Origin of the sequence: Ilyomonas limi (assembly GCF_005233845.1) — a bacterium.
Lineage (GTDB): Bacteria > Bacteroidota > Bacteroidia > Chitinophagales > Chitinophagaceae > Ilyomonas > Ilyomonas limi.
The window spans coordinates 56,104-81,962 of record NZ_SZQL01000013.1; the positions used below are offsets into that span (position 1 = coordinate 56,104).

The following is a 25,859-nucleotide window of genomic DNA, read 5'->3' on the forward strand; positions in this document are numbered from 1 at the left end:
TCATAAGTTAGTATCGTTATTTACAGATAATGCATAGAGCAATGCTATTGCCTGCCACGACAACGATATTCAGCAAGTACTATTCATAGCTGTTTACCATTATTAACTAAATTATCTTTTAAAAGCTACAGGCATTAAGCCTTGCACGAAGTGTAACGGTACTTAATTGAAAATGATATAACACACAATTGCTTTGCTTTTTATCAAGGCAACATTCCTTTGTATGGAGAAACAATATTGTTTTGTCTTATTGCATTCGTTGGATAATAGAAAACAGGCGAACTGCTTCTTTCTATACCAATGCTGCCGGAGACAGAGAAGGTCTTTTCGGGATTGACGTACATCAATCCCACCTCTGCCCTTGAATACAACCCAAAGTTGTTGGAGCGAAGAAGGGTATTGTTTGCTGTAGTTTTATTAAAACCGGAAGGTAAAAAAGCATTATTAAAATTGATATAAGCAGGTGCGACTGACACGCCGGCAAAAGCATAAACATTATTAGTTAACTGACGGTTTATCTGCAAGCCCAATGGCGCAGCAATCACCGATGCACTGCCGCCTTTGAAAAAACTGTAACTGGCAGATAAACCAGTGTACTTACTAAACGACCACTTCTTTTTAGAGCTGCTGTCTTGCAGTGGAATGTTGTGCGCAAAAGTTCCTCTGTATGTATAATCTATAAAGCTGCCGGGCAATACCGCTTGTGCCTTTACAACAGCAGCAACCATCATTATAATTAATACCAATACTATTCGCATACTTTCGAAGTTACACCATAAAAATACAGGTTGTTTGATAATTAGAAAAAAGGAGTGTAAAACTTAACAAGTTTATTGAAGTAAAATAAAGAACATCAACTTGCAAACATCACCTTGAAAACAGCGCGTTCAAACCCAACAGCCTATTGTAATACAGGCGCTGTTGTGAGAAAATAATTATATTTTGAGTGCTGCAATTTGTTTACTTACCGCAAACTTTATATTTGCGTACTAAAACTAAAAACTAATGAAAAGCAAACTAACCATTTCAATCCTTTTGCTTATTGCAATGAACCTTTTAACCAGCAATGCAACGCTTGCCCAAAAAACAACAGGTACAGACTATTCAACAGGATTAGGCATCCGTTTAGATTTAGGTAATGGTGGTACGTATGCGGGACCTGCTGTAAAACACTTTTTTTCTGCAACCAGTGCGGGAGAAGCCAGTGTATTATTCGGCAATAGCACTACATTGATAGGTGTTGAATATTCTTACAACAGTGCTATCAACAATGCCGCCGGATTAAAATGGAACCTGGGCATCGGACCGCAATTTGCACTGTATAAAGGCGGCAGCGATGTACTGCTACGTCCGTTTGCAGGTCTTGAATTTAAAATTCCGGAAGCGCCAATAGATTTCGGATTTGACTGGCGCCCTGCTATACAATTAACACATGGTTCCGACGTGGAAGCAGGCCGGTTTGGGTTGGCATTCCGCTTTACAATTGAATAATTTTTTATTGTAAAAAAACTTTCTGCAAGGCTGATGATAATCAATCAGCCTTTTTTATTTAATGCTTAATTCAAACTCTCTGACACTGCAAATCACTTCCTCTCATATCCGGAATATTAACCTTTACAATTTATACTTTTTCGTACAACCACCTTGCAAAATCTTTCACACTATCAAATATTCCATCCGGATGTTCTTCTTCTAATTTCTTCTTATCTGCCGAGCCTGCCCATGCAGCGGCTACTACATGAATTCCTGCTTTACGACTTTCTTTAATATCGCCGGGAGCATCGCCTACATACAAAGTTTCCTCTTTTTGCACACCAAATGCATTTACGATTTGCTGAATAGCCTGCGGCTTACGCGAGCCTTCGCGAGCACCGTTTTCAATGATACCAAAATACAGTAAAATGTCAAAACGCTGTAGTGAAAGCAGACTGCAGTCTTTTCCTTTACCAGTAGCTATGGCAAGGCGCACGCCATTACTTTTTAATGTACGCAGCAAATCTTTAATACCATTAAATGGTTCGGGACACATTTCCTCATGTAAAGCCTCATAATAACGCATGAAATTATTTGTTGCATTTTTTACATCGGGTGGGTTAAAAGATGCAATAGTACCTTCTTCATCAGGGCCAAAAGCTGCTTTAATTTCTTCATCGGAAAGCGGGCGATGCAGCTGCGGTTCCAGAGCTTGCCGGAAAGCTTGTATGCAAAGTGGGACAGTATTAGCTAAGGTTCCATCAATATCAAAAATAACCGCTTTAAGTTTTTGCATGGGTGTTTTGTGTAAATTAAAATTGTAGCCACAGCTATCGCAAAAAGGCGGCCAAAGGATGCTCTATAATAAAGCAACAGTTATTCTATAATAGCTATCTCTTTTTATATGCAGTGTATGTACAATTCTTTATTGTTTATAAAGAAACCACATCAGCGTACTAATTCTTCCACCGTTGGATTGTAGTATGCAAAAGGCAGTTTATTGATGGCTTTGTTTGTTGCACTATCTTTCTTTATTATCTTACTTATTTCCTTTTTAGCTGTGTAATAAGCAGCTTACGAATAAGAAATGATAATACGTGTAATAAACAGGTTATTTGGTAATTGGCGCTTAGTGCTAAGTTGCTGTGAAGATAACAGTTGACAGGCGAGAGTTGTTAAAAAGAACAAGGGCTTGCAGGATTGTATGATAAGCATCGAAATTTTACTGCATTATTTATCCTATAATGAAAATGTTTACCCTGATAACCGATGGGACAAGTAAAGTCCGCTCAAATTATAAATTCATTTGTGTTACTAACAAAAGCTTCCAACCGTTATGTGCATTATGAGAATGCTGTTGCTACGAAAGAGTTACTGGTTGTTCTTCGGTATTTGTACAAAAAAAGTAGTACCTTTTTCTTCCGCACTTTCAAACCAGATGTGCCCCTTATGCCATTCAACAATAGTTTTAATAATAGACAAGCCTAAACCCGTGGTAGGCTCGCCATGGATACCAGGTCTTCGCGCTTTGGTAAACTTATCAAAAATAAATGGCTGCATATCTGCAGGTATGCCTACGCCGGTATCCACCACTTTTAGTAGTACGGCTGCTTCTCCATCTTCAACAATTACTTTAATCTCATCGGTATCGCGTGTAAACTTGAGCGCATTAGACAACAGGTTGTTGATTACCTGCATAAACTTTGTTTCATCAACATTTATGTACAAACTATTTACATTACTCACCATCGCTATCTGCTGTTTGATGGTGTGGTAAGACCGTTTATACTGTTCTATAACTTCTGCAATCCTTTGAATAATATCGGTTCGCTGCATAATCAGCGGAACCTCGCTTGATTCCAGCACTTCTTTATTTACCAGATCGCGTATCATTTTTATGCTCCGCTCACTATTCTCTGTTATAATATTCAACATCTTGTTTACTATTTCATCCCCATCAGGTCCTGCATGTTTCAACAGCAACCGTGCACACGCCTGAATGTTACCGATAGGGCTTACCAGATCGTGAGACAGGATGTCTAAAATGGCATTCTTTTTATTGGCAAACTTGTATAAAATATTGCCATATTCTTTATATGCAGTAATATCGGTAGCGGTGCCTATAATCGTATTTATACCATTATATTGAGTTAAATAAGCGTTTACACCTATCCATTTTTCCTGTTGGTCTGTCAGCATCAAACGCACTTCTATCCTTTGTTTTTGTTTGGTTTGCTGTATAGCGGTAAATGCATTTATAATAAATAAGCGGTCATCGGGATGCACCGTATTTATTAATAGTGATAAGTCAGAGTCAACGGCTTCACGCGGCATATTCCAAACCTTTTCAAATGCAGCACTCAAAAAGAGCAGCTTATTTTCCTGTGGCTGAAAAGCAAAAATGACATCATCAGTTAAATTTGAATGTTCACCCAGCAATAAGGAAACATCAAAGGAAAGTGGTTCGTTCATCAAAATTGTTATTGGTATCTATACACTTTAATCGTACAAAATTACGCAACTTCAACAAGGATAATAAAAGTATATCATAAGTGCTAACAACTGTTTACACCCAACAGAAAAGCACAATCAATAAATAAAAGCTGTAGCAACAAATTCATTTCTATAAAGAATGCCTGATGAAATAATGAGCAACAGTTATAATGCAGCTCAATAATATAACAAAGTTAATTTGACTCATTAAGTCAACCTTTTAATAGCATACTGTTTTTATCAGCTTTTTGTGCAGGCAGCATAAGCCATTCTACAAATACTTCAGCGGATTCCGTTTAGCAGAAAGAATATAACGTTTGATATTCATCCAAAATGCCAGAATCATATAAATAATTACCGGCGAGCCCATTGTAAGAAAAGAGATGTAAATAAACCATGTTCGGATGCGCGAGGTGGCAATACCCAGCTTTTCGCCAATAGCCGAGCATACACCAAAAGCCTGCATTTCTATGAATTCTCTCAGCTTGTTCATACCTGCAATTTAATAACTTTCCCGAAATCTTTATTTTACCTTTCCTAACAACCCCTGTTTTAACCTAAATTTGCAGCAATTTTTTAGAAGAGCAAATTTTTACCTATTAAATATACCTTATGGCTTTCGACATTGACATGATAAAAAGAGTGTACGACGCCTTGCCGGGCAAGATAGCAGCCGCCCGTCAAACCGTGGGTCGTCCGCTTACGCTGGCAGAAAAGATTTTATTTGCACACTTACATAGCGATCAACCGTTGCAAAACTTTGAGCGTGCAAAAACGTATGTTGATTTTACGCCCGACCGCGTAGCCATGCAGGATGCCACGGCACAAATGGCGCTGTTGCAGTTTATGCAGGCCGGCCGGCCAACGGTGGCCGTGCCTTCTACCGTGCATTGCGACCACCTGATACAAGCCAAAGTAGGTGCAAAAGAAGACTTAGACACTGCGCTGGATAAAAATAAAGAGGTGTATGATTTTCTTGCTTCCGTTTCCAATAAATATGGCATCGGCTTCTGGAAGCCCGGCGCAGGCATTATCCACCAGGTTGTTTTAGAAAATTATGCTTTCCCCGGTGGAATGATGATCGGCACCGACAGCCACACGCCAAATGCAGGCGGACTCGGCATGATTGCCATTGGTGTGGGTGGCGCCGATGCGTGCGATGTTATGGCAGGCCTTGCCTGGGAACTAAAATGGCCAAAGCTGATTGGCATCAAACTCACCGGCAAACTGAGCGGCTGGACAGCACCTAAAGACGTAATTTTAAGAGTAGCGGGCATTACTACTGTAAAAGGTGGTACCGGCGCTATTGTAGAATATTTTGGCGAGGGCGCCGATAGCCTGAGCGCTACCGGTAAAGCAACGATATGTAACATGGGCGCCGAAATTGGTGCTACCTGTTCGCTGTTTGCTTATGATGAAAAAATGGCCGATTACCTCCGTGCTACCGAACGTGCCGATATAGCAGAATTGGCAAATGGAATAAAAGACCACCTGCGCCCCGATGACGATGTATATGCAAATCCTGAAAAATATTACGACCAGGTAATTGAGATTAATTTAGATGAACTGGAGCCGCATGTAAATGGTCCGTTCACGCCCGATTTGGCTTGGCCGATCTCTAAATTTGCACAAGCGGTAAAAGAACATGAATGGCCTGAAAAATTGGAAGTTGCCCTCATCGGCTCTTGTACCAACTCTTCTTACGAAGACATCACGCGCTCGGCATCTATAGCGCGGCAGGCTACCGAAAAGCATTTGCAAACGATGGCAGAATTTACCATCACACCCGGTTCGGAACAGGTAAGATACACCATTGAAAGAGATGGCTTACTCGAAACATTTGATGAAATTGGTGGGGTAGTCTTGGCAAATGCCTGCGGTCCCTGCATTGGTCAGTGGGCGCGCCACATGGACGATCCTACACGTAAAAATTCCATCATCACCTCTTTCAACAGAAACTTTGCAAAGCGTAACGATGGTAACTCCAGCACGCACGCGTTTGTAGCTTCGCCCGAAATAGTAACCGCTTTTGCAATAGCCGGTGATCTTACATTTAATCCGCTCACCGATAAGCTGAAAAACACTAAAGGCGAAGAGGTAATGCTGGATGAGCCTACGGGTTACGAACTGCCGCCAAGAGGTTTTGCAGTGGATGATGCCGGTTACCAGGCGCCTGCCGCTAATGGCAAAGACATAGAAGTAATTGTATCGCCGGATAGTGACCGTTTGCAACTGCTCGAAGTGTTTCCTGCATGGGAAGGCACCGATCTTAAAGGCTTGCTGCTGCTAATAAAGGCAAAAGGTAAATGTACTACCGACCATATTTCAATGGCTGGTCCGTGGCTCAACTATCGCGGACATCTCGATAATATCTCCAACAACCTGCTGATTGGTGCAGTGAATTATTTTAATGAAAAAACCGACTCTGTAAAAAATCAATTGACCGGTGAATACGGTCATGTGCCGGCTACGCAAAGAGCGTATAAAGCCGCCGGCATCGGCAGTGTGGTGGTCGGCGATGAAAACTATGGCGAAGGTTCTTCCCGCGAACATGCGGCAATGGAGCCGCGCCACCTAGGCGTTCGTGCCATTCTGGTAAAATCTTTCGCCCGCATTCACGAAACCAACCTGAAAAAGCAAGGTATGCTGGGGCTCACTTTCGATAACAAAGACGATTACGATAAAGTGCAGGAGGATGATAGAATTGATATTTTGGGATTAACTGAATTTGCTCCCGGCAAACAGCTTACGGTAGTATTGCATCACAAAGACGGCAGCACCGACAGTTTTCCGGTAAACCATACCTACAACGAGCAGCAGATAGAATGGTTTAAGGCGGGTGCAGCATTGAATATTATTCGCCAGAAATTCAATAAATAATACACTATTATTTTGCAAAATATAGCCGGTTTTTAACAAAAAACCGGCTTTTGCTTTTAGGTAAAAAAAGCGAAATTTCTTAGTTTTATAAGTATTGGTTTAATATTGCAGCCATGGATGCTGAAGAAAAAAATGTTTGGCAGGTATTTAGCCAAACATTTTTGTGAAGATATAGGGCAAGCAGATAGCAGACCGTGTAAATTTTTAAAAAAAGCAATGGCAAAAAATTTATTGATAGTAGAATCGCCTGCAAAAGCAAAGACGATTGAAAAGATTTTAGGCGACGACTTTGAGGTAAAAAGCTGTTACGGACATATACGGGATCTTGAAAAAGATGACATGGGCATTGACATAAAGCACAATTACAAGCCCCGCTATATAGTGCCCGAAGACAAGCAAAAAGTAGTAAAAGAACTAAAGCAACTGGCAAAAAAGTCGGACGAAGTGTGGCTGGCTACGGATGAGGACCGCGAAGGCGAAGCCATTAGCTGGCACCTGTGCGAAGTATTAGGGCTGGATCCCAAAAACACCAAGCGCATTGTCTTTCACGAAATCACCAAACCTGCTATTAAACAGGCAGTGGCAAAGCCGCGCCTGCTGGATATGAACCTCGTAAATGCACAACAGGCACGCCGCGTATTGGATCGTATTGTAGGTTTTGAACTCAGTCCCGTTTTATGGCGCAAAATGAGCATGGGCAATTCGTTGAGTGCCGGTCGTGTGCAAAGTGTAGCCGTTCGCCTCATTGCCGAGCGCGAACGGGAAATCAACGCTTTTAAGCCGGTAAGTTCTTTTAGAATTGAAGCTTTTTTTACCGAAAAAGATGCACAGGGCAGGCCGGTAACCTTTAAAGCCGAAGGTGCCAGGCAAAATACCGCACAGGCAGCCGAGCAGTTTTTGCAAAGCTGTATGGGCGCCGGTTACACGGTAAAAGACATTCAGGTAAAACCTACCAAACGCTCACCGGCAGCGCCATTTACCACTTCTACCCTGCAGCAGGAAGCTAGCCGCAAGCTGGGCTACGGCGTAAGCAAGACCATGCTGCTGGCCCAAAAACTGTATGAAGCCGGGCACATTACGTACATGCGTACCGATAGTGTAAATTTGAGCGATACAGCATTGCAGGATATTCAAGGGCAGATTAATAACCAGTTTGGTAATAAGTACGTGCAGATGCGCAAGTATAAAAACAAAAACGAAAGCGCACAGGAAGCCCACGAAGCGATTCGCCCCACCTACATGAATCATCATACGGTGAACGATGCCGATTCCAAACGCTTGTACGAGCTGATATGGAAGCGCACGATGGCATCGCAAATGGCAGACGCAGAGCTGGAAAAAACCATTGCAAAAATTGCTGTCTCTACCAATAATGCCGAATTGACTGCAACCGGCGAAGTGCTGAAGTTTGATGGTTTTTTGAAAGTGTATTACGAAGGCCGCGACGACGAAGATATGGGTGACGGCGACGATGAAGAAGGTGTGTTGCCGCCGCTGCAAAAAGGGCAGCAACTGCATTTTAAAGAGATGAAAGCTACCGAACGTTTTACCCGTCCCGCACCGCGCTATACCGAGGCATCGCTGGTAAAAAAACTGGAAGAACTGGGTATTGGCCGTCCTTCGACGTATGCACCAACTATTTCCACCATACTTAAAAGAGGCTATGTAGAAAAGCGGGATAAAGAGGGTATAAAACGGGACTTGCGAATAATGGTACTACGCAACAACCAGTTGTATAAAACAGTAGAAAACGAGAATACCGGCGCCGAAAAATCGAAGCTTTTTCCCACTGATCTCGGATTAGTTGTTACCGATTTTCTGAATCAGCATTTCGATGACATTATGGACTACGGCTTTACTGCCAAAATAGAAAGTGAGTTTGATGAAATAGCCAACGGTAAAGAGCAGTGGACAAAAATGGTGGATGAATTTTATCAACCTTTTAAGCAGGATATTGCCAATACGCTCGAAACCGCGCAGCGCATTAAAGGCGAGCGCGAATTGGGCGCCGACACCGAAACCGGCAAAAAAGTAGTAGCCCGAATGGGGCGTTTTGGCCCAATGGTGCAAATAGGCGATGCCAATGAAGAAGAAAAGCCCCGCTTTGCCAAGCTAAAATCTACCCAAAGCATTGAAACCATTACGTATGCGGAGGCAATGGATCTCTTCAGGCTGCCGCGCCAGTTGGGTTTGTTTGAAGGCAGCGAGGTAATGGTAAATATTGGTCGCTTCGGGCCATATATAGCACACGACAAAAAGTTTTACTCTTTAAGCAAAGACATAGATCCATACAGCATTACGCTGGAAGAAGCAGCCCCCATTATTATAGAAAAGCGGCAGGCAAAAGACGAGCGTACCCTTAAAGTATTTGAAAAAGAAAAAATTCAAATATTGAAAGGCCCTTACGGCCCATATATAAAGCAAGGGTTGCGCAATTACAAGCTAACCAAAGAGCAGCAGGAAAAAGCTGCTTCTTTAACAATAGAGGAAGTAAAAGCCATTATTGACAATCTCAAAGCAAATCCGCCTAAAAAAGTTGCCCGGAAAAAGAAATGAAAATAAATAAAAAGAGGGCTTTAAAAGGCTCCTTTTTTATTCCACAATTTTTTTAATATGTATAAAGAGTTTTATCTTTAAGTCGCTGATGAGATATTTTGATAAATATCCACACTTACTGAATAAATTTTTAACAACTGCTTTAAAATTAGAACGTAGTTTGTATGCGTAACTTAATGCTCGAAACTAAAGAAATAGCTGCTTTGTTCAACCTGATTGACGATCCGGATGAGGAAGTGTACTCTACCGTTTCGCAACGCATTACCGATTTTGGCACCAATATTATCCCCAACCTCGAAAACCTTTGGGAAAATACGCTGCGGGAAGATGTGCAGGAGCGCATAGAAATCTTAATTCATAAGCTGCACTATTCCGACCTGGTAAACGATATTGCGCAGTGGAACAGCAGCGCTTATAACGACTTGTTGTTTGGTGCGCTGCTCGTATCCAAGTTTCAGTATCCCGAGCTGCAAACCACGCCGGTGTTGCAGGAAATAGAAAAAATAAGACGTAATGTATGGCTGGAGTTGAATAGTTTTTTGACGCCGTTAGAGCAAGCGAACGTCATTACCAGCATTATTTATAATTATTACAATCTGAAAGGTGCCGAAATTACCTATGCCAACCCAGACGATTTCCTTTTGCATAAAGTATTGCAAACCAAAAAAGGCAATACGCTATCCAATGGCGTGTTGTACCTGGTGCTGGCTGCTTTGCTGGATATACCGGTAAAAGCAATTAACGTACCCAAGCATTTTGTACTGGCTTATTTCAAAAAAGATTATGATGCGGCTGTGCACAAAGGCAACCCACAACAATACATACAGTTTTATGTAGATGCTACAACGGGGCAACCTTTCAGTCATAAAGATATTGAACTGTACTTCAAACGTATTTCGGTGCCCATTGCATCGTTTTATTTTCGCCCGATCAGCAATAAGCGCATTATTCAAATGCTGGTAGAAGAATTAGCCAAGTGCTTTATGGCGCCAAAGGTGCAATACAAGCAGGAGGAACTATTAAAGCTGGCAGCACTGTTGGATTAAAGCGCTAAGTTTGTAGTATTCTAAACACATATTATGATCGCAAACATTGGTATAACCGAAGAACACAAGCAAAGAGCTGCGCAACTACTGCAACGCACCCTCGCTAACGAATTTTTACTGTACACAAAAACCCGCAATTATCACTGGAATGTAGAAGGAAACAACTTTGTAGGCATGCACGAGTTTTACCAGCGTATGTATAACGAGCTGGACGAGGTGTTTGACGAAGTGGCCGAGCGCATCCGTATGTTAGGGCATTATTCACAAGGCAGGCTGAAAGATTTTATAGAAGCCACCGACCTGGTAGAGCAGGATTATACCAACGACCAGAAAACCCAATTGCAAAACCTGCTTAACGACCATGAAACAATTATCCGTTTGCTGCGTAATGATATTGATGTTTTTCAGGAGCAATTGAAAGATGCAGGCAACGCCGATTTTGCTACGCAACTAATGCAAAAACATGAGAAATGGGCATGGTTTATCAGGAGCTATTTGAAGTAGGTTAATTAATTTGATATAGATACAAAAAGCCCTGCCGCTGGCAGGGCTTTTTGTATTTTTGACAATGGGTTGTAGTATAAGGCGGTGGTTACTTAGGACTGTTAAAGGCGGTGGTCGCATTCACAGAATTCTGTGGACATTTTGTACATCTTGTTCGCTGTTCAGCAAGGCTTGGACCTTTAACCTTTAAATGCTGACAGAGTGCTAAACCGCATCAGCGTTAATAAATAGAAAGGATGCAAAATCTTTCTACTTTGCTTTAATTATAACATCAAACTGTTGTACTCTTATCATTTAACTTACACCGAAACCATACCCCTCTCATGCAGCAACGATTTTTGCCATCACTAACAACCGAACGTCTCCTCTTAAGACAACTTCAACTTACAGATGATAAAGCTATTTTTTTGCTGCGTAATAATGAACAGGTAAATGCATTCATACAAAGACCTTTATTGAATAATATCAACGATGCGCACGACTTCATAAGTACCATTAATGAAGGCATTGAGAACAAGGAGTGGCTGTACTGGGCAATGGTTTTAAAAAATACACAACAACTGATTGGCACTATTTGCTTATGGCATTTCTCCAATGATAATACAACCGCAGAAATTGGCTACGAACTGCATCCACATTTTCAAGGCGCAGGATTAATGAATGAAGCGTTGCAGAAAATAATAGACTATGGCTTTACTACACTGCACTTAAAAACAATAGAAGCTTACACACAACCAGATAATAAAAGGTCTATACAACTTTTGGAGAAGAATTATTTTGTACAAGATCAAAATAAAGGCAGCACAATTATAAGAAGAGAAATAAGGCTTATACGCACCAAACCGCAACATTGATTCATTTATAAACACAAGATTATCAACCTTCGCTATTGCATAGGATGCCTGCCTGACGGCAGACAGGCAATCTGCGAATTGTAGCAGAGTCAAAATGAGCCATCAATAACGATTTACAGCATAGCACAGATTGCTTCGCGCTGCTCGCAATGACGAAGCTATGCCCATCTTCTAATTATCTCTTGAGTCTTGCAGTCTTGTATCTTGTTTCTTATATCTTATTCTATTTACCGCATCAGATACATTTTACCATACCCTTTATTAAAATACTGGTCGGTGTTGATGGTCTGTCCATTGGCATCTGGTATATTATACTTATCCAACTTCTTTCCATTCAGGTTGGTGATAACGCGATAGAGGTACACACCATTCGCCAGTTGTTGCCCGTATTGGTCAGTACCGTCCCATTTATATTCGGTGATATTGCGGCCAATGTGCAACGGTCCTAATTCTTCTTTGGTAATCTCTTTTACTACTTTTCCGGTAATCGTTAATATTTGTATGCGAAGGTTTTGCGGCACTTCGCTGCCGGTAACGGTAAACACAAACGACGTAGAAGTCGTAAACGGATTGGGATAGTTGAACATGTTAGAAATCATTGGCTTATTAACGACCATAAAAGCAACACTATATTGGGTGTTGCCTGCCGTGTTGCCAGTTTGGTCTTTGCCGCTTACCACCAGTTTATACTGACCATCATCGGTAAGATAGGGTGTAAAATCAACCGTTGCCTCATTGTCTGCGCCACCTTTGGTCGCCGGTGTAAAATGCAGCGTATCGGAGTTAAACGTAAACCGCCGTACCGAACCATCAGGATAAATGAGTTGTACATTTACTAGTGAAGTATCGTTCAACAATAAATAATTCGATTCGTCTTTCATCTTAATAGTAATGAAAGGTTTCGCCGAAACCAGACCATTATTAAGGATGTGTACGCCATCAAACGTTACGTCCAGCACCGGATTATAAATGTCTTCTTTTACATACAACGATTTGTACATAAAATTGTTGATATGTGTTTGCTCCTGCTGCGCATTATTAGGATTAACATCTAAATATATCGTATTTAAACCCGGATACTCTTTTGAATTGATATTAAAATGAATGATTGCTGTATCGCCCGGCACTAATTTTTTCAATGGATTCGGATCAAGGGACAACGTAGTAGCCGCATTGTTCTTATTATACAACACAAGATTTGCTTTAATACTATCGCTGAATGCCACATCACTCACATTTTTAAAAGCAATGGCACCTTTCAATGTTTCACCAGGCTCCAACGTATCTTTATAGCTGTATGCAATATTGGCGCTTAAACCGCCTTCGGGCACAGGATCGTACAAGATACGCCAGTATGTTAATTGATAGGGTGTAAAGTGAATACTATCGGCATTGCGCAGTTGTAATTGCAGGTAAGGATAAGTAGCAGCATTTACATTGCTGATATCAACGTCTTGTTGCGAACTGTTCAAATTATATAATACCTGTTGCGCGCCACTGCTGGTAATACCAATAACGCTCACTACCGGCTCATCACCTGCTGTTGCATCCAATGATCTACCACGCCATTTAATTTGTTTCCAGGCTTTTGCAGGGCCAAACTGCGGCGAGGTAATAAAGCCCAGGCTATCGGGCGAGGCAATATTTCTGATATAATCAATTCTATCTTCCAGCCCGGCACTAAACACCTGCGAAGCTTCAAAAGAAGTATTGTTTTTTTGATAAATAAATACCGCAATGCGTGGATAACTAAACGAATCTACTTTGGTAAAGCCCGCACTCACCAATCTGTCGTACCACGTATTGCCCGCGCCATAATATTGCGCATCGGCTTTCCAGGTGGGCGCAAAGGCATTTTGCTGATAGGGCGGATCCATCCAAAAACGGGCAACCACAATGGCTCCGTTGGGTACCCAGTCCATAAAGTCGCGCATCTTGCGGCGGCTGGCGGTATCCTGATAACTAAATTCAAAATTATGCTCTACGCCTTCGTGCTGGCAACTGGAAGCACTGCCCATGAAATTGCCATACCTGCCGCTGCCATTTACCGAAGGAATAGCCTGATTGAAATAAGGCTTTAACGTAACCGGATCAAAAACATTATAAATAACGCTATGTCCTAAGCAGGCAGAACTGGTAATTAATTCACCATTAATGCGCACACTTTGATCTACATCCTCAAAACCCGACACACCAAACACAGAATGGATAACTTCCATGGCTGAATTACGGTCTTCGTAGTTCCATATACGACTTGTACTATCTAAATAAACCCGGTCTGTTGTTGATTGCAAATGCTGGTACAAATGCGATTGATTATACCCAAAAGAATTATTATTTATATACACAAAACTGCTGCTGTTCCAGCGATAAGCACTGCCATCTGTTGGTACCGGCGCCACACGCCAGTAATACACAGTACTATCTCTAAAAGCAATACCCGGATCAAACTCAATAATACCGCCTAATGAGGAAACTGTTTTAGTTGCTTTTACAGGAGAATTGAACAATGCTGTTGTATCAATCTCCATGGCGTATTGCCGCATGGGCGCAGTAGGATCGGCAGTAGAAGCACTGAGCTTGATGTTGGTTTTATTAACAATAGAATATTTATAAGGATATACCGGCGTTAGCTCATCTTCATAGATAAAGAATGCTTTAGTAACGGTGTTATTCCCTTCGCTTAATTCGTCATATTTATTCAAATTGTCTATGGAAACAATCAACTTGTTTTGGCCTTTATCGCGCGAAGCGATGATAGGCACATCCATAGATAAGGAATCTTCGTAGCGGACCGATTTGATTTTTTTGGACAACAATGTTACAATACTGCCATCAGGATATTGCCTCTTGACGCTTATTGAAACAGAATCGCCGGTAGCCTTACCGATGTTATAAAAATATGCTTTTACATTAAAGCTGTTGCTCGCAACCGATACAAAACTTGGATTAATAACCACCTGCGGTTCTTCTATAGCAAAGTCGGGCTTATCAAAGGCATAAATTTTCAATGCCGGGTCGCCATGCAATACGGTTTGTTCTGCATGTAAATATTTGGACGTGGAATCGGTTCCGCTGTTCAACAGGTTCCGGATGCCACCCGCCATACTCACAGAAATATCCTTATTATAACCAACAGAACTGTTTAACGTATTAATAAATCCAAGGTTGTAATAATTGAGATAATCTCCAACACCAAAGTGCGTGCTGCCCACCAGGCATATAGAGCCGCGTTCTTTTGCCAGTACATACTTTTCAGCAATAGAACTTATGATGTTTAACCGCGTAGTGCTGTAACCGTAAAAATCGCCGGCATCGCAACCGCTTACTAAAAAGGACGGATACTTACCCTGATTGTTATACGCTTCCGGATCGTTGAGATTGTAGTTTAGAGTAATAGAAGAAGAATGCCCGAAGTAGTTGATGATAGAGATGCCATCGGCAAAAAGCTGCGACATCAATGCATTGGTAATAGGTGTGGCAGCGCCGGTAGTGGATTTACTAAAGGTATAAACATGCGCACCATACAAGGTGTCTTTCAAGATATTCTCGTATGTTTTTAAATAATTGCCAAGGTACACATCCTCAAAGTCGTTGCTTGCACCCACCACATGCACTACTGTTTTCATCCAGGCTTTGTTATCAATGGCTTGTGTGTTGTCTTTTTGTACCTGCTCGTATTCTTTTATTTTACTTAAATAAATGTTTACTTCCTCATTACTAATAGCAGATAAACGACCAATAGGTGTAGCAGCAACCGGATCAAGATTGTTGGAAACTAAAATATTATCGGATGCAGGCCAACCAAAAGTAGGCACGAGGTTAAGCCGGTCTGCATACTGCGAAGATTCGTTGTAACGATATTGATCGTACGTAACCGCTTTGCCTATAATAAATACATACTTCGGCTTTACAGAAAATTGATCCCGGCTATATTGTAAAAAGTTTTTTACGCTTAGCGGATGCTTTTTGATACCAAAAGCAAACTGATCTACCAGTTCATCAATGTCGTAAACTTTTGTATTGTAATTGCCGCCTGCAACACTTGCGCGGTAAGCACGGTATTGCTCTACGGCATTATCACCGGTGAATAATAATTTATTGGAGATAATAAGATAATTACCCTGATTAGCAGATAAGGCATAATTGATAAAATTGCGCTTGGTAAAAGCTGTTACAGGTGTAATGTTAGATGCTTCTTCATTCACCAAAATAAGTATTCTATCTACACTGCTCGGCGCTAATGCAAACTTTAAAACGTTGGCTGCTGAGGTATTGGCTATATATCTTTTTCCATTGGAAATATCATATAAAACAGGTGTTGCCGCACCGCTGTTGAAATTAGTGATTTCCAAATAATTCCCGTTGGCAGCAGCAGGCAATTGAAAGGTAAAATTTTTTACCCCGCCAAAGTTGAACAAGCGCGGATACGTAAGATGAATATAGCCTACAGCAAAATGATCACCCGCATCTGCACTGGTTTTTGAAACCTTAATGGTTGCAGTATTAGAACTGATGGCAGTCAAAGGAATATTATTATTGCTTAATACCTGCGCATTGTACAAGGTTAATGGCTGGTCTATATAATTCGTACCATTGATGCTTACTTTGATACGCCGGTCGTTGCCGGTATAAGAATTGCCGGCTACAGCAGTAGTTAATACTGCTGCGGGACCATTGGTAGCAACAAATAAATTAGTTGCAGTAGCCGTTACCGCATCGTTGCCGTAAACGTCGTTGGTTGTCCAAAACTCACCCATATCATAGGTAGAAGAATGTACTACCTGACCAAAATAAACACCTTTACCCTCGTTGATAGTTTGCTTATAATCCTGCCTGAAAGTGTATAAAAAATAAGGCTCCGGTGCTAAAGTATTGTTAGCTACATCGTTGGTAGCATCAGCGATTCGTTTGTTGCGGGAGGCGGTATTCACCGTTAAAAAATAAGCGGCGGTGTCGGTTTCCAAGCTGTACGTATCGGCTAATTGGTAAGCGGGATTTTTATATAAAGCCCTGTCTGGCTTTCCATCATTCATTTCGCCCCAAAACTCTATATAACTACCCGCCGGCAAAGCGCCGCTTGCAACCGAAGTGTACACCGGCACTTCCTGCCCGTTGCGCCAAAGCTGAAACTGCTCTGCTCGTGTATTGCCCAATCCAAGTGCACTTAATGCATCCTGATTGATGCGGTACAAACCCGTTTTCCCAACTTTGAATTTATAATAGGTTTTGGAGTAATCTATCCATTCATTATTGTACTGCGCATGAGCGGCAGCCATCAACAATAAACAGGCAATCAAAACATATTTTCTCATACATCAACTCTTTTGGTTGTTTGGCGTTGTGCTGCTGCAAACGCTGTATATAGCCAGTTCTTTTGTGTTTATTAAAGGGATGATTTTTAAACGCTGATTCAAGTTATATGCTTAACCTCCGCAGGAGTGATATATTTATAATTAATACATCAATGTATTGCTCCTATGAAGGCTAAGCCATTTATCAATGCTTACTACTAACCTATCGCTCCTATGAAGCTTCAATATACTTTTTATTTACACGATATCGTGTTGAAGCCTTGGGCTAATTGTTACGAATCAGCTGTATAATTTTTTCCTTTTCTTCTATCATTTAAAAATACAATCCTTTAATAATAGTCCTTCTTCACCAAATCCACCGTTAAAGAGAAAATGTGTGTATAAAGCGGATTTGACTGATTGGTTAAATTGGTAAAGGCATAATCAATTTTTACATTGCCCAACTTGAAGCCCGCGCCAACACCCGGCTGAAAAATCCATACTTTTTGCTGGTTTAATGTATCGGCATCGTCAATGGTGCGCTGAAAATTGGAAGCACCGGCACGAATAAAAACGGTATTATTGATGTTTGCTTCCAACCCAATGCGCGGGTCTATACTGACGGGATTGCCGCTGATAACAGTGTTTCTTTTGCCATCAAACGTGGCATCCAAATCGGCTTCGGCCAGCAAATGAAATTTATCACTGAACTCAAAGTTGTAAGCACCGCCGAGGATCAATCGCGGTAAGGTAGTTTCTGTAGATTTTACCGGTATTTCATTATCAGTAAGATAGAGCACTTCTTTTTCTCTATCGGTAAAACTAAAACGCCAGGCATTAAAGGTGGTCGTCACATCTCTTGCTACTGCACCCAGTTGCCAATTGCCGGTGCGATACATAATGCCGCCATCAAATCCAAACCCAATAGCATTGGCAAATGAACCTACCTTGCGATAAATGATTTTTGCATTGCCACCAATATTCAGGCTCCGGTCGTCTTCATCTATCAACATGCGCGAGTAAGAAAGCAACAACGCATAATCAGCCGAAGAAAAAGTAGTAATATTATCGTAATTGATAGAACCATCCGGCTGTACCAGATCAAGCGTATTGGCAATATCATCTACACCAAAGCGGATAGCTGAAATGCCAAACGAAGATGGCAGATCGGTGTTTAAAGGGAATACTGCGGCGGCGTAATCGTATTTACCAATGCCCGAAAAATACTCTGCATGCATAGCCGTGATAGATGGATTATCGCTGTTGTAAGATAAACCTGCAGGATTCCAATAGCCAGCCGTTGCATCGGATACAGACGCTACCGAAGTGCTGCCCATGCCCAATGCACGTGCACCAGAACCAATGTTTAAAAATTCGTTGGAGTAAATTCTGGGGCGGAAGAATTGTGCCCGCACGTGCGTACAGCCCAACAGAATAAATATAGAGAAAAGCAGTAGCTGTGGGTATCTCATAACAAAAATAAAAACGAAGTTAAAGTAAGCTTATTTCAAGCTTATTATTTTTTGTTGTACTTTTCCTGCGTAAAGAATCGTCCCCGGTTTCACGTCCCCACTAAGCCGCCTTTACCAAAATTAACTGTTATTATCTGACTTTTAATTTGTTCCTGTTCAAACAAATTAATCACTTATTTTTTTAACGGCTGTATGTTGTTTAATTCCCTTGGATTCTTAATTTTTTTACCAACAGTATTCTTATTATACTGGTTTGTTTTCAAAAAGAGCCTGCTTACCCAGAATATTTTTATTCTTGCAGTTAGCTATCTTTTTTATGCCTGGTGGGACTGGCGTTTTCTGTTGCTACTCATTCTCTCCACGTTGCTCGATTATGCTTTTGGGTTATTATTAGCTTCAACGCGCCATAAAAAGTTATACTTCTGGCTGAGTGTGGTAAACAATTTATCCATTTTAGGATTCTTTAAATACTACAATTTTTTTGCAGATTCTGCCAGCGAATTGTTGCGACAGATGGGCTTTCAAACAAATCCTTATTTTTTAAGTATAGCACTGCCGGTAGGTATTTCATTTTATACATTCCATGGCATGTCGTACGTGTTTGATATTTATAATGGCAAAATAAAACCAATAAAAAACTTTATCCATTATGCCGTGTTTGTATGTTTTTTTCCGCTGCTGGTTGCCGGGCCTATTGAACGGGCTTCGCACCTGCTGCCACAAGTGGAGAAAAAAAGAATCTTTAGCTATGGGCAGGCTGTAGAAGGTATGCGCCTGATGCTTTGGGGATTTTTTAAAAAAGTAGTAATAGCCGATACTTTAGCAGCAGATGTGAATCTTATATTCAATAACTATAAAGAATATAACGGCTCTACACTGCTGCTGGGCGCCATCTATTTTTCAATACAGATTTATTGCGACTTCAGCGGTTATACCGACATTGCATTAGGCGCCGCCAAACTGTTTGGCTTTGAGTTATTAACCAACTTCCGCTTTCCATATTTCTCCCGCAATATTGCAGAGTTTTGGCGCCGATGGCATATTTCATTATCCTCATGGTTCAAAGATTATTTGTACATACCGCTTGGTGGCTCTAAAGAAGGCAAATGGAAAGCGGTAAGAAATACGTTTATTATCTTTCTCGTAAGTGGCTTTTGGCATGGCGCCAACTGGACATTTATTTTTTGGGGATTAATACACGCGCTGCTTTTCTTACCCCTATTGCTTAGCAATAAAAACCGAAACTATACCGGACACATAGTAGCAGCCGATAAGAAAATACCGGGCGCACAAGAATTGCTGCAGATGCTGCTTACGTTTTCGCTCGTTACAATTGCATGGATATTTTTTAGATCGCCCAATATTTACGATGCATTCGATTATATCGGCGGTATAGGAGACAGTTTCTTTACAGTGCCGGCATATTACAATCAGTTGGTGTATGTTTTTATTTTTCTGTGGCTCGATTGGATGCAGCGGCGTAATGAAAGATGCGTACTGGAGTTTAAGAACAAGTACGTGCGGCGGTTTGTCTATTTTGTATTTGCCATGCTCATCATCTTTCACTTCAACTTTATCAACCGGGCAGAGTTTATTTATTTTCAATTTTAATAAATGAAACAATTTTTATTTAAAACATCACTCTGGATAGCAAGCGTCTTACTTTGCTTTATTGTATTGCTGTATCCGGTTAATAAGGAAGTATTTGCAGATAAAAAAGCTGTTTATCTGGAAAACGCACATTCTAAAGATTTTGATCTGCTGATATTAGGCTCTTCACGTGCAGAACACAGCATTTTGCCTACCCTGCTGGATACCACCAAAAATATATTCAACATGGGGGAAGAAGGCAATGGAATGCCGTCAAACTACATTATGCTTAAACTGCTTACAGAAAATTACGGACTACAAATAAAAACGTTGCTGCTGGAAGTAGATGAATTTTCTTTCAATGGATCTACAGGTTTTTCAAGACAGTTCAGGGATGATAATTTTTATTATCATCTCAATGACCCGGAAATTTATGATGCAACAAAGAGATACAGAGGGCCGGTATATGCCTCACTGCTTCATATTTTTCCGCAGGCTGGTGGTCTTCTTTATAACGATTTTTCGCAGTTCCTTAAAGCTTATCCTTTTGTTTTTAAAGCCTATTCCCAATCGTTACAAGACACCTACAATAAGCTGGTAAATGTATATGCCTTTAGCAAAGGATATGTGCCCCTTACCGATCCGGCAAAAGTGCTGCCTGTACAATCCAAAACACGGCAACATCACATATTGGAAGCAGATGATGTAGCTTATTTTGACAAACTGGTTAGGCTTTGCAAAAAGCACAACATCAAACTATACCTGTACCGGATGCCTATACTCAACTGTGAGCACGAGGATTCGCAGGAGTTTGACCAGTTTATCCATAACTTCTGCCAGCAAAATGAGGTACTGTTTTTTGATTATAAATGCAGTTACCAAAACAGCAATTGGTTTCACGATTATACACATGCCACCGACACTATTGCCAGAATGGTGACAAAAGATCTTAAATCAAAAATTAGTATTTAATTGATTCGGTTTACCTACTGCCCTGCTAGTGTCGTTCGCTGCACTTTCCGCAACCGCACTGCGCCATTTTTCTGATAATTACTTTGCAGCGGAATTTCATAGCGGTTGCTGCCGTCTTTCACAATCATAATAGCCGAGTTGGGCGGAATAGTGCCCAAGTTTTCGGCAAACATGAGCAGGTCGTTGTGCTTTTCGATGGAATCTACAAATACCCTGAGACTGATAGGTTTGCGTGTGCTAAGTTCCTGCCGGTGGGCTATTAGTTTGTTGTTGTAAAATATGGAAATTGAATCAGCATCAAAATCACCGTTGTCATACAGATCCACATCTACCGAATCGGTGACTACATCTAAAATACGGATGTACGTATTGGTACGCATCTTCACTGCATCTTCTGTTGCTTTCACTGTAGGCGAAGGCAACACGAGCGGCGTTGTTGGCTGGGTACTTACTATAGCAGGTGCAGTTGTTTGCTGCGCCGGCACTGCCTGTGTTTGCACTTCCGGCGCTTCTTCCAGCACCAGGTCTTTCATTTTAATACGTTCTTTCAGTTCCGGCTCATCTTTGCCCAGCTTGCGGAAATTTACCTTCACCGGCGGCGAAGTGTATTTATGAAGCTCATCACTTAAAAATTCGCCGCTTAAGGTAGATTCTACTTTTGCCACCTTCAGCTTAAATACACCGGTCATAATGCAATCTACGCCATTGCCTACATTAGCGCTCAGGTGATACAAAATGGGCAACGGTTTTAGCACCAGCAAACGCTTTGAAGCATCGTACCTGCCCACGAGCTTATTGCTGAAGTAACCATTACGAAAAAAGTAGTTGAAATAGCCGGTTACATTACTGCCGTTTTGCGTAATGATAAACTCGCATAAGTAACTGTTGCTGCTACCTGGTATGTCGGGGTTGCCAATGCCATACCATTTACCCGTAACGCTTTGCGCCCTGGCAGTAAAAACATTGCCTATCAAGCATACAGCAATGCAAATAAGAATGTGCCTGTAGTTTCCTTTTCTCATGACAATCAGATACCCAATATTTACAATCCGTTATTTTAAGAAGCGTTTTATCTCACGGTCCGTATCGCGCTTTTTAATAGTCTCTCTCTTATCGTGTGTTTTTTTACCCCGCGCCAGTCCTATCTCTACTTTTACCAGGTTTTTATCATTAAAAAAAACACGCAGCGGCACAATGGTAAAGCCACGTTCTTTAGTACTTGCCTGCAACCGTTTCAATTCGCGCGCGGTAAGCAACAGTTTGCGGTCGTGCACGGCTATATGATTGTTAGTGGTGCCTAAAGCATACTCGGCAATGTATAATCCGCGCAGCCATAGTTCGCCCTTATCAAATAAGCAAAAGCTATCATTAAAACTTACTTTTCCTTCGCGAACAGACTTTACTTCGGTGCCCAGCAATGCAATGCCTGCCACATATCTATCATCTATCTGGTAATTAAAATAAGCCTGCCGATTGTTCATTTCCTTCGCCATATACATATACCCTGTACAACGACAAAGATGAAATAAAGTTTGAGTTTTTCAACAGCATTAACTTTTTTGCATCAGTAAAGTTTTTAACACCAACCTAGTGCAGTTTCCAAACCGTACCAGCGCATATGCTTTATTAACGTTTTTAGGAATGTAATATTTCTTTCTGTGATAAGGAGAAAATAAGTTTTGGGAAGTGGCTCAGAAGTATCGAAAGTTCTTATAAAAGCCTGCAGATCTTTATTTAGTGATGAGGCAATGCTTTATATCCGTCGGGTGGTAAATTTTGTATTTCATAATCAGTTGCCTGAATATGGACTGCTTCATTTTTGGATAGATCAGGCGGGTAGAATTTGACGAAGTAAATTTTATCAATACTGTAGCTACCACCAGCTTGACCAGCATATTTTTTTGAATTAACAACAAAATCACAAACTCTAAATGTATGACCTCTACCATCCGTGCCAGCCATGACAATACTTATCATTATCAAATATTTCGTTTCCTTAGACAAGTAATGGTTGTCTAAAATTAGTTTTGTGCAATACCATACGATTCCGACCAGTATAAGTACAGCAATCGTTAATACTATGTACACTTTTACCTTATCGGCAACTGTTCTTTCAAAACAGTTTTGTATTACTTACATCGGTAAGCGATAAAACGTAGGATTAGCTAATCATCCGTATAAGCAGTTATTAAAATCGGCAGTAAATGCATTCAAACAATCAGTATAATCTGCGATCAATTACTTCTCAAACAGTTCTATCAGCAAGCTTATTTTATCTTTCAGTTGTTTTCTATCTACAATAAAATCCAGAAAACCATGCTCTAATAAAAACTCGCTACGCTGAAAACCTTCGGGCAGGTCTTTCTTAATGGTTTCTTTTATCACGCGCGGACCAGCAAAGCCAATGAGTGCGCCCGGCTCTGCAATATTTAAGTCGCCCAGCATACCAAAAGAAGCAGTAATGCCACCAAAAGTAGGATCGGTAAGCAAGGATATAAATGGCAGTTTGGCATCGCTCAACTGCGATAATTTGCCACTGGTCTTAGCCAGTTGCATCAGGCTAAAAGCACTTTCCATCATACGCGCGCCACCGCTTTTGCTGATGACTAAAAACGGCAAACGGTGTTCTATACAATAATCCACGGCACGGCTAAATTTCTCTCCCATCACACTGCCCAGCGAGCCGCCAATAAATTCAAAATCCATACAGGCAATCACTATCTCCTTGCCATTTACATTGCCTACCGCCACACGCATACTGTCTTTCAGGTCGCTTTTGGCATAAATCTCATCCAAACGCTGGCGGTAAGGTTTCAGGTCGGTAAAGCCTAAGAAGTCTTTACTTTTAATATTACCAAAAAGCTCAGTGTAGGTATTATTGTCAAATAAAATGGCAAAGTATTCATCGCTGCCTATGCGGTGGTGATAGTTGCACCGGGGACACACATACAGGTTTTCTTCCAGCTCGGTAGTGGTAGTAATGTAGTTGCACTCCGGGCACTTATTCCATAATCCTTCCGGTGTTTCTTTTTTTTCGGCAGTAGAGGTAGTAATGCCCTTTCTGAATCGCCTGAACCATCTCCGCTGTTCGCCTCCTTCTGCCTGTGGCTGACCGGATGAAGGGGTATTACCGGTAATGCCTAAATAATTTTCGTCGTTCTGTTCCATAATTTCGGCTATTGAATATATAACAGGAAAGCAAATGTAAGGAGTTTACAGTATCATAACGGGAAACCACTGCGAAGTGTATAGTTTGGACTGGAAAAATGAAAATACCTACAACGTTGTTTTTACCGTAGGAACGAAGGGTATAAGGAACATTGTACACCATACTTCGTATATAGCCTCACACTTAGCACCATCAGGTGGCACTCAGCACTACACCATTAAATGGTATATGTTAATTCATACATCCAAATAATTCGTGCTCCCGACGCCGGCAATCCCTGTTTGCCGGCAGGCAGGCATGTGTCATAAACATTTTCTGCTCCGTTTCTATCAAGAATGAGTAATTTTGCGCCCTCATAAATTCATTACAACAAAATACAATAACAATGGCAAAGTACCGCGCAGGCATTTTATTTGGCGATGAGCTGGCAGCTTTATATGAAGATGCCAAGCAAAACAAGTTTGCAATGCCGGCAGTAAATGTTACGAATACCGATACCATCAATGCCGTGCTGGAAACAGCGGCAAAGGTGAACTCTCCGGTAATTATCCAGTTCAGCAATGGCGGCGCACAGTTTTTTGCAGGTAAGGGCATGCCCAACGATAAATTGCAGGCAAATATATCAGGTGCCATCAGCGGCGCACTGCATGTACATAATGTAGCCAAATATTATGGTGTACCCGTAGTAATGCATACCGACCATGCTGCAAAAAAATGGTTACCGTGGATAGATGCATTGCTCACTGCCGGTGAAGAACATTATCAACGGTTTGGGCATCCGCTGTATAGCTCGCACATGCTCGACTTAAGTGAAGAACCCATTCATGAAAATATAGAAACTTCGGTTGGCTTTTTCAAGCGCATGCAAAAGCTGGGCATGAGTATAGAAATTGAATTGGGCGTAACCGGTGGCGAAGAAGATGGTGTTGATAATTCCGGCGTTGAAAACAGTAAATTATATACACAGCCTGAAGAAGTATATCAGGCTTATGCTGAATTGAGAAAAATAGGACCGCTCTTTACTATAGCAGCAGCATTTGGTAATGTTCATGGTGTGTACAGTCCGGGAAATGTAGAGTTGCGTCCTGATATATTGAAGAACAGCCAGGCTTATATTGCTGAAAAATTAGGCAGGCCCGCTACCGACAAACCAGTGTATTTTGTATTTCACGGCGGCAGCGGTTCACCCAAAAACCAGATAGAGGAAACATTGGATTATGGTGTTATCAAAATGAATTTGGATACCGATATGCAATGGGCTTTTTGGGAAGGGGTGCTTAATTATTACGAAAAAAATAAAGCGTATTTGCAAGGTCAGTTGGGCAACCCCGAAGGAGCAGAAAAACCCAACAAAAAATACTACGACCCGCGCGTATGGCTGCGCAAAGGCGAAGAAAACTTTGTTAAGCGTTTGGAAGAAGCATTCAAAGATTTGAACTGCATTGGCAGAAATGCATAAATAAAAGAACTGTAGGCAGTGTATTACGATAGTAAAAATCGGAATGTCTTTGAAAGACATTCCGATTTTTTGTTGAGGCAATTACAAACCACATTTT

At 41.2% G+C, this 25,859-nt stretch carries 19 protein-coding genes; 9 read left to right on the plus strand and 10 right to left on the minus strand.

The window, feature by feature from the left end:
• Positions 1-203: 203 nt before the first annotated feature.
• On the minus strand, positions 204-758 hold the full coding sequence (locus FC093_RS15690; protein ID WP_137262756.1) for a hypothetical protein: 555 nt from the start codon (positions 756-758) through the stop codon (positions 204-206).
• 247 nt (positions 759-1,005) lie between these two features.
• Here FC093_RS15690 and FC093_RS15695 point away from each other — a divergent pair, with 247 nt between their 5' ends.
• The gene (locus FC093_RS15695; protein WP_137262757.1) at positions 1,006-1,491 is read left to right on the plus strand and encodes a hypothetical protein; all 486 of its coding nucleotides are present in this window, start codon (positions 1,006-1,008) and stop codon (positions 1,489-1,491) included.
• A 130-nt stretch (positions 1,492-1,621) separates the two neighbouring features.
• Here the strand turns inward: FC093_RS15695 and FC093_RS15700 are convergent, their stop codons facing one another.
• From FC093_RS15700 to FC093_RS15710, 3 genes are all read right to left on the minus strand, one after another.
• Positions 1,622-2,269, minus strand: coding sequence for an HAD family hydrolase (locus FC093_RS15700; RefSeq protein WP_137262758.1), 648 nt, complete (start codon positions 2,267-2,269; stop codon positions 1,622-1,624).
• A 575-nt stretch (positions 2,270-2,844) separates the two neighbouring features.
• Positions 2,845-3,945, minus strand: coding sequence for a PAS domain-containing sensor histidine kinase (locus FC093_RS15705; RefSeq protein ID WP_137262759.1), 1,101 nt, complete (start codon positions 3,943-3,945; stop codon positions 2,845-2,847).
• Positions 3,946-4,237: 292 nt separating this feature from the next.
• Positions 4,238-4,459, minus strand: a complete 222-nt coding sequence (locus FC093_RS15710) for a PspC domain-containing protein (protein WP_137262760.1) — start codon at positions 4,457-4,459, stop codon at positions 4,238-4,240.
• 119 nt (positions 4,460-4,578) lie between these two features.
• Here FC093_RS15710 and FC093_RS15715 point away from each other — a divergent pair, with 119 nt between their 5' ends.
• The 5 genes from FC093_RS15715 to FC093_RS15735 all read left to right on the plus strand — a co-directional run bounded on the left by FC093_RS15715 (position 4,579) and on the right by FC093_RS15735 (position 11,806).
• Positions 4,579-6,846, plus strand: coding sequence for an aconitate hydratase (locus FC093_RS15715; RefSeq protein WP_137262761.1), 2,268 nt, complete (start codon positions 4,579-4,581; stop codon positions 6,844-6,846).
• A 216-nt stretch (positions 6,847-7,062) separates the two neighbouring features.
• Entirely contained in the window at positions 7,063-9,402 is a 2,340-nt protein-coding gene (gene topA, locus FC093_RS15720) for a type I DNA topoisomerase (RefSeq protein WP_137262762.1), read from the plus strand.
• A gap of 164 nt (positions 9,403-9,566) precedes the next feature.
• On the plus strand, positions 9,567-10,448 hold the full coding sequence (locus tag FC093_RS15725) for a transglutaminase-like domain-containing protein (RefSeq protein ID WP_240743327.1): 882 nt from the start codon (positions 9,567-9,569) through the stop codon (positions 10,446-10,448).
• A gap of 33 nt (positions 10,449-10,481) precedes the next feature.
• The gene (locus FC093_RS15730; protein WP_137262763.1) at positions 10,482-10,952 is read left to right on the plus strand and encodes a Dps family protein; all 471 of its coding nucleotides are present in this window, start codon (positions 10,482-10,484) and stop codon (positions 10,950-10,952) included.
• A 323-nt stretch (positions 10,953-11,275) separates the two neighbouring features.
• Positions 11,276-11,806, plus strand: coding sequence for a GNAT family N-acetyltransferase (locus FC093_RS15735; protein ID WP_137262764.1), 531 nt, complete (start codon positions 11,276-11,278; stop codon positions 11,804-11,806).
• A 227-nt stretch (positions 11,807-12,033) separates the two neighbouring features.
• Here the strand turns inward: FC093_RS15735 and porU2 are convergent, their stop codons facing one another.
• A complete protein-coding gene (porU2, locus tag FC093_RS15740; RefSeq protein ID WP_137262765.1) occupies positions 12,034-17,121 on the minus strand; it encodes a putative type IX secretion system sortase PorU2 in 5,088 nt (1,695 codons plus the stop codon).
• Between the two features lie 329 nt (positions 17,122-17,450).
• Entirely contained in the window at positions 17,451-18,572 is a 1,122-nt protein-coding gene (locus FC093_RS15745; protein ID WP_137262766.1) for a putative type IX sorting system protein PorV2, read from the minus strand.
• A 192-nt stretch (positions 18,573-18,764) separates the two neighbouring features.
• Here FC093_RS15745 and FC093_RS15750 point away from each other — a divergent pair, with 192 nt between their 5' ends.
• Both FC093_RS15750 and FC093_RS15755 read left to right on the plus strand, forming a co-directional pair.
• Positions 18,765-20,183, plus strand: coding sequence for an MBOAT family O-acyltransferase (locus FC093_RS15750; RefSeq protein ID WP_137262767.1), 1,419 nt, complete (start codon positions 18,765-18,767; stop codon positions 20,181-20,183).
• Between the two features lie 3 nt (positions 20,184-20,186).
• Positions 20,187-21,134: a hypothetical protein gene (locus tag FC093_RS15755; protein WP_137262768.1), complete on the plus strand. Its 948-nt coding sequence runs from the start codon at positions 20,187-20,189 to the stop codon at positions 21,132-21,134.
• Positions 21,135-21,148: 14 nt separating this feature from the next.
• Here FC093_RS15755 and FC093_RS15760 read toward each other — a convergent pair whose 3' ends face one another.
• From FC093_RS15760 to accD, 4 genes are all read right to left on the minus strand, one after another.
• Positions 21,149-22,156, minus strand: coding sequence for a hypothetical protein (locus tag FC093_RS15760; protein WP_137262769.1), 1,008 nt, complete (start codon positions 22,154-22,156; stop codon positions 21,149-21,151).
• 30 nt (positions 22,157-22,186) lie between these two features.
• On the minus strand, positions 22,187-22,627 hold the full coding sequence (smpB, locus tag FC093_RS15765; protein ID WP_206106592.1) for an SsrA-binding protein SmpB: 441 nt from the start codon (positions 22,625-22,627) through the stop codon (positions 22,187-22,189).
• Positions 22,628-22,868: 241 nt separating this feature from the next.
• Positions 22,869-23,111, minus strand: coding sequence for a hypothetical protein (locus FC093_RS15770; protein ID WP_137262771.1), 243 nt, complete (start codon positions 23,109-23,111; stop codon positions 22,869-22,871).
• Positions 23,112-23,372: 261 nt separating this feature from the next.
• Positions 23,373-24,302, minus strand: a complete 930-nt coding sequence (gene accD / locus FC093_RS15775) for an acetyl-CoA carboxylase, carboxyltransferase subunit beta (RefSeq protein ID WP_137262772.1) — start codon at positions 24,300-24,302, stop codon at positions 23,373-23,375.
• Between the two features lie 386 nt (positions 24,303-24,688).
• Here accD and fbaA point away from each other — a divergent pair, with 386 nt between their 5' ends.
• Positions 24,689-25,762 (plus strand): class II fructose-bisphosphate aldolase, encoded by a 1,074-nt coding sequence (gene fbaA, locus FC093_RS15780; protein WP_137262773.1) that lies wholly within the window; start codon positions 24,689-24,691, stop codon positions 25,760-25,762.
• Positions 25,763-25,859 lie beyond the last annotated feature (97 nt).

Coding starts and splice junctions, on each gene's coding strand:
- FC093_RS15690 (WP_137262756.1), bottom strand. CDS start 758: ATGCGAATAGTATTGGTATTAATTATAATGATGGTTGCTGCTGTTGTA.
- FC093_RS15695 (WP_137262757.1), top strand. CDS start 1,006: ATGAAAAGCAAACTAACCATTTCAATCCTTTTGCTTATTGCAATGAAC.
- FC093_RS15700 (WP_137262758.1), bottom strand. CDS start 2,269: ATGCAAAAACTTAAAGCGGTTATTTTTGATATTGATGGAACCTTAGCT.
- FC093_RS15705 (WP_137262759.1), bottom strand. CDS start 3,945: ATGAACGAACCACTTTCCTTTGATGTTTCCTTATTGCTGGGTGAACAT.
- FC093_RS15710 (WP_137262760.1), bottom strand. CDS start 4,459: ATGAACAAGCTGAGAGAATTCATAGAAATGCAGGCTTTTGGTGTATGC.
- FC093_RS15715 (WP_137262761.1), top strand. CDS start 4,579: ATGGCTTTCGACATTGACATGATAAAAAGAGTGTACGACGCCTTGCCG.
- topA (WP_137262762.1), top strand. CDS start 7,063: ATGGCAAAAAATTTATTGATAGTAGAATCGCCTGCAAAAGCAAAGACG.
- FC093_RS15725 (WP_240743327.1), top strand. CDS start 9,567: ATGCGTAACTTAATGCTCGAAACTAAAGAAATAGCTGCTTTGTTCAAC.
- FC093_RS15730 (WP_137262763.1), top strand. CDS start 10,482: ATGATCGCAAACATTGGTATAACCGAAGAACACAAGCAAAGAGCTGCG.
- FC093_RS15735 (WP_137262764.1), top strand. CDS start 11,276: ATGCAGCAACGATTTTTGCCATCACTAACAACCGAACGTCTCCTCTTA.
- porU2 (WP_137262765.1), bottom strand. CDS start 17,121: ATGAGAAAATATGTTTTGATTGCCTGTTTATTGTTGATGGCTGCCGCT.
- FC093_RS15745 (WP_137262766.1), bottom strand. CDS start 18,572: ATGAGATACCCACAGCTACTGCTTTTCTCTATATTTATTCTGTTGGGC.
- FC093_RS15750 (WP_137262767.1), top strand. CDS start 18,765: ATGTTGTTTAATTCCCTTGGATTCTTAATTTTTTTACCAACAGTATTC.
- FC093_RS15755 (WP_137262768.1), top strand. CDS start 20,187: ATGAAACAATTTTTATTTAAAACATCACTCTGGATAGCAAGCGTCTTA.
- FC093_RS15760 (WP_137262769.1), bottom strand. CDS start 22,156: ATGAGAAAAGGAAACTACAGGCACATTCTTATTTGCATTGCTGTATGC.
- smpB (WP_206106592.1), bottom strand. CDS start 22,627: ATGGCGAAGGAAATGAACAATCGGCAGGCTTATTTTAATTACCAGATA.
- FC093_RS15770 (WP_137262771.1), bottom strand. CDS start 23,111: ATGATAAGTATTGTCATGGCTGGCACGGATGGTAGAGGTCATACATTT.
- accD (WP_137262772.1), bottom strand. CDS start 24,302: ATGGAACAGAACGACGAAAATTATTTAGGCATTACCGGTAATACCCCT.
- fbaA (WP_137262773.1), top strand. CDS start 24,689: ATGGCAAAGTACCGCGCAGGCATTTTATTTGGCGATGAGCTGGCAGCT.